Here is a 7,934-nt window from a genome sequence, read left to right on the forward strand (position 1 = left end):
CCAGCGTCCGCCCGCCTGGACCGGATGGGCGCGGCCTACGTCGCGACCGGCGCCGTGCTGCTCGTGGCGGTGCCCGACCTCGGCATCGTCGTCGCGGTCGCCGCCTTCGCGGTCGCGGCGTCTTCACAGCACCCTCGAACGCGGCGATGCTGCTGCTGCGCGATCAGGAGAGCCCCGCCGCTGTCCGCTCGCAGGTGTTCACGATCGGCGCGGGTCTGCGCTCGGCCGCCGCGGCCGTCGGCGCGGCACTGGCGGGTGCCGCCTCCGGGTTCGGAGCCTCGTGGCTCGTCGCGGGGATCGCCGCCGTCTGGATCGGCTCCGGCCTGCTGCTACGGCTGTTCCCTGCCCGCGAGCGAGGCTGAGTCGCGGCACTCGCGCTCGGCGCCGGCTCAGCGCGCCTCTCGGCCTCGATCGCGCACGTGGAGCGCCCGTTGACGCACGCAGCCCGATGACGCAGCCCTATAACGGCACACAGCACGGGCCGCTGAGGCCGCGGGGGAGCGGCGGACGTCCAGCATGGTCCGATCGAATGGAGGCATGGCTCAGAAGACGGTCGCGGACCAGCTCATCGCCCAGCTCATCGACGCAGGTGTCTCCCGGATCTACGGGATCGTCGGAGACTCGCTGAATCCGATCGTCGATGCGGTGCGGCGCAGCGGCGGCTCCGAGAAGGGGGGCATCGACTGGATCCACGTGCGCAACGAGGAGGCGGCCGCCTTCGCCGCGGGTGCAGAGGCGCAACTCACCGGCCGGCTCGCCGTGTGCGCGGGGAGTTGCGGCCCGGGCAACCTGCACCTGATCAACGGCCTCTACGACGCGCACCGCTCCGGCGCTCCCGTGCTCGCCATCGCCAGCCACATCCCGAGCGGCGAGATCGGCTCCTCCTACTTCCAGGAGACCCACCCCGACCGCCTCTTCGTCGAGTGCTCGAACTACCGCGAGCTGGTCTCGACCGCCGCGCAGGCGCCCCGCGTGGTGAACGCGGCGATGCGCAGCGCAGTGGCCCTGAGCGGAGTGGCCGTGGTCACTCTCCCGGGCGACGTCGCCGAGTTCGACGCGGTCGGTGAGTTCCCCGCGTTCGTGCTGCCGTCGCCTCCCGTGCTCGTCCCGGACGAGGGCGATGTGCGGGCGCTCGCCGCCGCGATCGACGAGGCGAGGACGGTCGCGGTCTTCGCCGGCGCGCGTGCGGAACGCCCATGACGAGGTCGTCGCCTTCGCCGAGTTGGTCGGCGCCCCCGTGGGTCACAGCCTGCGCGGCAAGGAGTGGATCCAGCACGACAACCCGTACGACGTCGGCATGACCGGGCTGTTGGGCTACGGCGCGGCGCACGCCGGCATCCACGACGCCGACCTGCTGGTGCTGCTCGGCACCGACTTCCCCTATGAGCAGTTCCTGCCCGACGCCTCCGAGGTCGTGATCGCGCAGGTCGACACCGACGCGTCCAAGCTCGGCCGCCGGGTGAGCGTCGCGCATCCGGTGCACGGAGACGTCGCCGCGACGCTCCGGGCGCTGATGCCGCTCGTGCACCGCAAGGACCACCGCTTCCTCGACAAGACACTGAAGAAGCACGAGAAGCTGGTGACGGGAGTGGTCGGCGCCTACACCGAGGTCGAGAAGCGCCGCCCGATCCACCCCGAGCTCGTCGCCTCCACCCTCGATGGGCTGCTCGCGGACGACGCGATCGTCACCGCCGACACCGGGATGGGCAATGTCTGGCAGGCCCGGTACATCACTCCGAACGGCCGCCGCCGCCTGATCGGCTCGTACCTGCACGGATCGATGGCCAACGCTCTGCCGCAAGCGGTCGGCGCGCAGCTCTCGCACCCCGGTCGGCAGGTCGTGTCGCTCAGCGGCGACGGTGGGCTCGCGATGCTGATGGGCGAGCTCGTGACGGTGGCGGCGTACCGCCTCCCGGTCACCATCGTGGTGTTCAACAACTCCACGCTCGGCCTGGTCAAGGTCGAGATGCTGGTCGACGGGTTCCCCGACTTCGGAGTGGATGTGCCGATGGTCGATTACGCGAAAGTCGCCGAGGCGGTCGGGATCCGCGGGATCCGCGTCGAGGACCCGCGCGAGGTCGAGGGCGCGCTGCGCGAGGCGCTCGCCGAGGACGGCCCGGTCCTCGTCGACGTGGTGACCGATCCGCTCGCCCTGTCGCTGCCGCCGACCGTGACCGGCGCGCAGGTGAAGGGCTTCGCGCTCGCCATGTCGAAGATCGTGATGAACGGTGGAGCGGGCGAGGCGATCGCCCTCGCGCGATCGAACGTCAAGCACCTCCTGCCGTGAGGGTGGTCGCGGCGGGCGCCCCGTGCGACCGCCGCGCGAGCCCTGCCGGGATCGTCGTGATCGCAGGCGCGGCGGCGGCCGGTGCTCGATCGGGCGCAGCGGGCGGTCAGCGTGCCAGGGAGCGCCACAGCGCTTCGAGGTCCGCCGCCATGTCGAGGGAGCGGTCGAGCGCCCACTGGATCTGGATGCCGTCGGCGGCCGCGATCAGCAGCCGCGCGGCCTGCTCCGGGTCGAGGTCGGCGCGGGCCGACCCGTCGGCGATGCGCGCGCGGATCGCCTCCGCCAGCTGTCCGCGGATGACCTCGATCCGGCCGGTGAAGTGTGGGTGCGCCGGGTGCTCCGGATCCTCCGCCGCGGCCGCGAGGGTGAGGTGCAGCTGCACGAGCCCCGGGACGTCGCGGTTGTGGCGCATGACCGCCACCAGCCCGTCGATCGCATCGGTCGCGGTGGCGAGCTCGGTGGAGTCGATCTCGTCGCGCTTCTCGAGGATCGCGGTGAGCAGGTGCTCCTTCGAGTCGAAGTAGTGCATCAGCCCGGGCAGGCTCACCCCGTTCAGCCGCGCCACCTCGCGGAGGGAGGTGCCGCGGTAGCCCTCGCGCGCGAACACGTCGAGCGCCACTCTCAGGATCTCCTGGCGTCGCGCGATCCCCCGGGCATACGGTCCGCGCTGAGGCATGCCTCTGATGGTAGGGCAGGCAGAGGGCCGACTCTGGCGCCACTTAACCCGTTCGATGTACGGTTTTCGGAGCCGTGGCACCGGAGCACGGATGATCGGAGCGCAGCATGACCCACGCCGACCACCTTGACGACCTCACCCTCGAGGAGCGGGCCGCCCTCACCAGCGGCCACAGCTTCTGGACGACCCCGGCCGTCGAGCGCCTGGGCATCCCCTCGATCACCCTCACGGACGGCCCGCACGGCGTGCGTCTGCAGCGCACAGGAGGCGACCACCTCGGCCTGGACGACAGCGAGCCCGCGACCTGCTTCCCGCCCGCCGTCGCGCTCGGCTCCACCTGGGACGTCGACCTCGCCCGCCGGGTCGGCGTCGCGCTCGGCGACGAGGCCAGTGCCCTCGGCGTCGGCGTCCTCCTCGGGCCGGGCATCAACATCAAGCGTTCACCGCTGTGCGGGCGCAACTTCGAGTACTTCTCCGAGGATCCGCTCGTCAGCGGCGTGCTGGGCTCCGCTCTCGTCGGGGGCGTGCAGAGCCGCGGAGTCGGCGCCTCGCTCAAGCACTTCGCCGCGAACAATCAGGAGACCGACCGCCTCCGTGTCAGCGCCGATGTCGACGAGCGGCCCCTGCGCGAGATCTACTTGCGCGCGTTCCAGCGCGTGGTCACCGAGCAGCAGCCGTGGACCGTGATGTGCTCGTACAACCGGATCAACGGCGTGCTCGCCTCCGAGAACCCCTGGCTGCTGACGAGCGTGCTGCGCGAGGAGTGGGGCTTCGAGGGCCTCGTCGTGTCGGACTGGGGTGCCGTCGACGACCGGGTCGCGGGAGTCGCCGCAGGGCTCGACCTCGAGATGCCCTCGAGCGGAGGCCGCAACCCCGCGCGTCTCGTCGCGGCCGTGCGCTCCGGCGAGCTGGACGAGGCGCACGTGACCACCGCCGCCCGCCGCACCCTCGAGCTGCTCGACCGCGTCGCCGCGGGCGCGGGCCTGGCCGGGGCGGTCGATCAGGAGGCGCACCACGAGCTCGCCCGCGAGGTCGCGTCGCGCGCGGTGGTGCTCCTCAAGAACGACGACGCCGTGCTGCCCCTCGCACCGCGGGGGAGTGTCGCCGTGATCGGCGAGTTCGCGCGGACGCCGCGATACCAGGGAGCGGGCAGCTCGCAGATCGTGCCGACCCGCCTCGACTCCGCCCTCGACGCCCTGCGCGGGACTCTCGGCGAGCGGATGGTGTTCGCCCCCGGCTTCACGACCGACGGCTCCGGCGATGCCGCCGCGCTGCGGGAGGAGGCGGTGGCGGCGGCCGCCGACGCCGACACGGTCGTGCTGTTCCTCGGGCTGCCCGCCCAGGAGGAGTCCGAGGGCTTCGACCGCACTCACTTGGAGCTCCCCGCCGAGCAGATCCTGCTGCTCGACGCCGTGCTGGAGCGCACTCCGCGCGCGGTGGTCGTGCTCTCCAACGGCGGAGTCGTCCGCACCTCCGGTTGGCACGACCGGGTGCCGGCGATCGTCGAGGGCTGGCTGCTCGGCCAGGCGGGTGGAGGCGCGATAGCCGACGTCCTGACCGGCGCGGTGAACCCCTCCGGTCGGCTCACCGAGACGATCCCGCTGCGGCTCGAGGACAGCCCTGCACACCTCGGATTCCCCGGCGCCTTCGGGCACGTGCGCTACGGCGAGGACGTGTTCGTCGGCTACCGCGGCTACGACGCGCGTGCCGCCGAGGTCGCGTTCCCGTTCGGCCACGGACTCTCGTACACCCGCTTCGAGTACCACGGGCTGGTGGTCGAGCAGCGCGAGGGCGGGCTCCGGGTGCGGCTCGAGGTCTCGAACGAGGGCGGGCGGGACGGGCGCGAGGTGGTGCAGGTCTACACGGGGCTCCCGGGCTCCGCGATCCCGCGGGCGGTCAGGGCGCTCGCCGCGTTCACCGTCGTCGACATCCCGGCCGGAGGCGCGGCCGAGGTCGTCCTCGACGTCCCGCGCGAGGAGCTCGCGTACTTCCACCCCGGCGCCGGCCGCTGGGTGGTCGAGGGCGGCGAGTACACGATCGAGGTCGGCGCCTCCAGCCGCGACCTCCGACAGAGCGTGCGGGCCGAGGTGGAGGGCGACGCGCTCGCCCTTCCGCTGACGGCGTCCTCGACCGTCGCCGAATGGCTGGCGCATCCGCTGGCCGGCGCGCGGCTCCGGCAGGTTCTCAGCTCCGGAGACGGAGCGCTCGGCGCGGCCGTCACCGACCCCGGCATGGCCGCGCTGCTCGGCTCGATGCCGCTCGGGCGCCTCGCGGTGTTCCCGGGCAGCCCGCTCACTGAGGAGGCGCTGGACTGGCTGGTCGAGGAGGCGCGCGCTGACGCCGCTGTCCCGGACGGCCGCTCCCGGGGTGCCGCTCCCGGGACGCCGCTCAGGGGGCGAGCGAGACCGAGTCGGCGTCCATCCGCTCGCCGCACTCGGCACAGTGCAGCTGCGGATCCAGGCGGGCCCCGCAGCGGTGCTCGTAGGGCTGCCGGGCCGAGGGGGCGCACGCCCAGCGCTCGCCCCAGGCAGCGAGAGCGATCAGCACCGGCACGGCGTCGCGGCCCGCCTCGGTGAAGCGGTACTCGAAGCGCGGCGGGCGGTCGGAGTAGGCCACGCGTTCGATCACGCCGTGCTCTTCGAGGCTGCGCAGCCTCGCCGTCAGCACGTCGCGGGGTGCGCCGGTGAAGGCCTGGATGCGGTCGAATCGACGCTCGCCGAACGCGATCTCTCGCAGCACCAGCAGACTCCACCGCTCGCCGAGCACCTCGAGTCCCGACGCGATGGGACAGTCCCGGGGAGTGATGGCGGGGGTCGTCACGGGGTCTCCACTCCGGCGCGTCCTGCGCCTGATCGGGTCAGTTGGGAATTCCTACTCACCAGGATGGTGTTGCCCGATGGAGAGGCCGCGATCGCCGCGGCCCGCAGAACGGGAGTCCCCACCATGACATCACTCCACGGAGCCGTCGTCCTCGTCACCGGAGCGAACGGAGGCCTCGGGTCCGAGTTCGTCGCCCAGGCGCTCGCGCGCGGTGCGTCGAAGGTCTACGCCGCCGCTCGTCGCCCGAAGGAGTGGGGCGACGAGCGCATCGTTCCGCTCGTGCTCGACGTGAACGACGCGGAGTCGATCGCCGCGGCCGTCGAGGCTGCGCAGGACGTCACCGTGCTGATCAACAACGCGGGTGTCTCGGGAGCGAGCCACAGCCTGCTCGAGCTCTCGGCCCAGGAGTTGCGCGACGTGATGGAGACGAACTTCTTCGGTCCCGTGCTGCTCGCGACGGCGTTCGCGCCGCGCCTGTCGGCGGCCGAGGGCGCTGCGATCATCGACGTCCACTCGGCCCTCAGCTGGTACGCGGTCGCCGGCGGTTACAGCGCGTCGAAGGCGGCCCTGTGGTCGGCGACGAACTCGCTCCGCCTGGAGCTCGCTCCGCAGGGGGTCCACGTGCTCGGCCTCCACGTCGGCTACATCGACACTCCGATGGCCGCGGGCGCCGAGGGCCCGAAGGCGAGCCCGGTCGACGTCGTCGGCCAGGCCTACGACGGTCTCGAGGCGGGCGCCTTCGAGGTGCTGGCGGACGAGACGAGCCGCCAGGTGAAGTCCGGGCTGACCGCGCCCTTCGAGGCGGTCTACCCGCAGCTGGCGGGCGTCTGACTCCTGCACGACGGCAGCCGGGAGCGGCCCTCGCGCACGATGGTGGCTGAGGGCCGCTCCCGGCCGACGTGCTGAACGGCTACTCGCCCAGCGTGATGGCCTGCGCCTCGACGAGCTCCGGCTCGGCCTCGTGGGCGTCGGCGCGTGCCAGGGTGCGTCGGCCGAGCAGAACGATCAGCGCGGCGACCGCCACTGCTCCGGCCGCGGCGTACATCGGGAAGGCCGGCGAGATCGCGGCGGCCAGGGCGGAGGCGGCGGGCGGGGCGATCGCGCCGCCGAGGAAGCGGACGCCCGAGTAGGCGGAGGAGGCGACGGAGCGAGGCAGGTCGGTCGCCTCCATGACGCACTCGGTCAGCACCGTGTTGACCACACCGAGCAACAGCCCGCCGACGATGATGCAGGCGATCAGTCCGACCCGCGACGAGATCGCGAGCCCACCGGCCACAAGGTCGAGCGCGAGCAGTACCAGCACCGAGCGCAGCACCACGGTCCGCGGCAGGCGAGAGGTGAGCAGCGGAGCGACGAACACCGAGGTGATCGCGACGCCCAGGCCCCAGCCGAAGAAGGTGAAGCCCAGGCCCATCTCATCCAGGCCCAGCGGGTAGGGCGTGTAGGCCAGCAGGACGAAGAAGCCGATGTTGTAGAAGAGGGCTGCTGCGGCCAGCGTGCGGATCGCCGGCACCTTCAGGGCGGCGAACGGCGCCGACAGCGGGGTGGGGGTCGGCTTCGGACCGTCCTCGTGCAGCAGCGTCGCGATGGCGATGAAGCCGACGGCCATCAGCACGGCGGTGCCGAAGAACGGACCGCGCCACGAGACGCTGCCGAGGAGCCCGCCGAGCAGCGGGCCGACGGCGATGCCGATGCCCAGCGCGGCCTCGTAGAGCACGATCGCCGCGGAGGAGCCTCCGCTCGCCGCACCGACGATGGTCGAGAGCGCGGTCGAGATGAAGAGCGCATTGCCGAAGCCCCAGCCGGCGCGGAAGCCGATGACGCCCTCGACGCTGCCCGCCGTGCCGGCGAGCGCGGCGAACACCACGATCAGCACCAGGCCGATCATCAGCGTCTTCTTGGCTCCGATGCGGCTCGAGAGCCAGCTGGTGAAGAACATCACGACGCCGGTGATGACGAGGTAGCTCGTGAACAGCAGCGAGGTCTCGGTCGGTGTCGCGTGCAGGCTCTCGGCGATGGCCGGGAGGATCGGGTCGACGAGCCCGATGCCCATGAAGGCGATGACCGCGGCGAACGCGACGGCCCACACAGCGAGCGGCTGCTTCAGGATCGAGCCCTGCGCGGGCGGGTGGGGGGAGGTGGTCACGGCGT

At 72.4% G+C, this 7,934-nt stretch carries 5 protein-coding genes and 2 pseudogenes; 4 read left to right on the plus strand and 3 right to left on the minus strand.

Translation table 11 applies throughout. The features are described from left to right. Window positions 1-146 precede the first annotated feature (146 nt). Window positions 147-362 (plus strand): hypothetical protein, encoded by a 216-nt coding sequence (locus ACH61_RS12785; protein WP_068212596.1) that lies wholly within the window; start codon window positions 147-149, stop codon window positions 360-362. 175 nt (window positions 363-537) lie between these two features. After that, window positions 538-2,287: pseudogene (locus ACH61_RS12790) on the plus strand (pyruvate dehydrogenase). A 106-nt stretch (window positions 2,288-2,393) separates the two neighbouring features. On the opposite strand, the gene ACH61_RS12795 reads toward ACH61_RS12790, so the two are convergent. Continuing rightward, entirely contained in the window at window positions 2,394-2,963 is a 570-nt protein-coding gene (locus ACH61_RS12795; RefSeq protein WP_068212599.1) for a TetR/AcrR family transcriptional regulator, read from the minus strand. 107 nt (window positions 2,964-3,070) lie between these two features. On the opposite strand from ACH61_RS12795, the gene ACH61_RS12800 reads away from it, so the two are divergent. Beyond that, complete coding sequence (locus ACH61_RS12800; RefSeq protein WP_068212602.1) at window positions 3,071-5,539, plus strand: glycoside hydrolase family 3 C-terminal domain-containing protein; 2,469 nt, start codon at window positions 3,071-3,073, stop codon at window positions 5,537-5,539. Here ACH61_RS12800 and ACH61_RS18515 read toward each other — a convergent pair. Further along, window positions 5,532-5,783: pseudogene (locus ACH61_RS18515) on the minus strand (winged helix-turn-helix transcriptional regulator); the annotation flags it as partial. The gene ACH61_RS12800 and the pseudogene ACH61_RS18515 sit on opposite strands and share 8 nt — an antisense overlap. Before the next feature lie 123 nt (window positions 5,784-5,906). Here ACH61_RS18515 and ACH61_RS12805 point away from each other — a divergent pair. Further along, the gene (locus ACH61_RS12805; RefSeq protein WP_068212609.1) at window positions 5,907-6,614 is read left to right on the plus strand and encodes an SDR family oxidoreductase; all 708 of its coding nucleotides are present in this window, start codon (window positions 5,907-5,909) and stop codon (window positions 6,612-6,614) included. A gap of 79 nt (window positions 6,615-6,693) precedes the next feature. On the opposite strand, the gene ACH61_RS12810 is transcribed toward ACH61_RS12805, so the two are convergent. Then, on the minus strand, window positions 6,694-7,929 hold the full coding sequence (locus ACH61_RS12810) for an MFS transporter (RefSeq protein ID WP_068212606.1): 1,236 nt from the start codon (window positions 7,927-7,929) through the stop codon (window positions 6,694-6,696). Window positions 7,930-7,934 lie beyond the last annotated feature (5 nt).

Origin of the sequence: Rathayibacter tanaceti (assembly GCF_001634385.1) — a bacterium.
Classification (GTDB): Bacteria; Actinomycetota; Actinomycetes; order Actinomycetales; family Microbacteriaceae; genus Rathayibacter; species Rathayibacter tanaceti.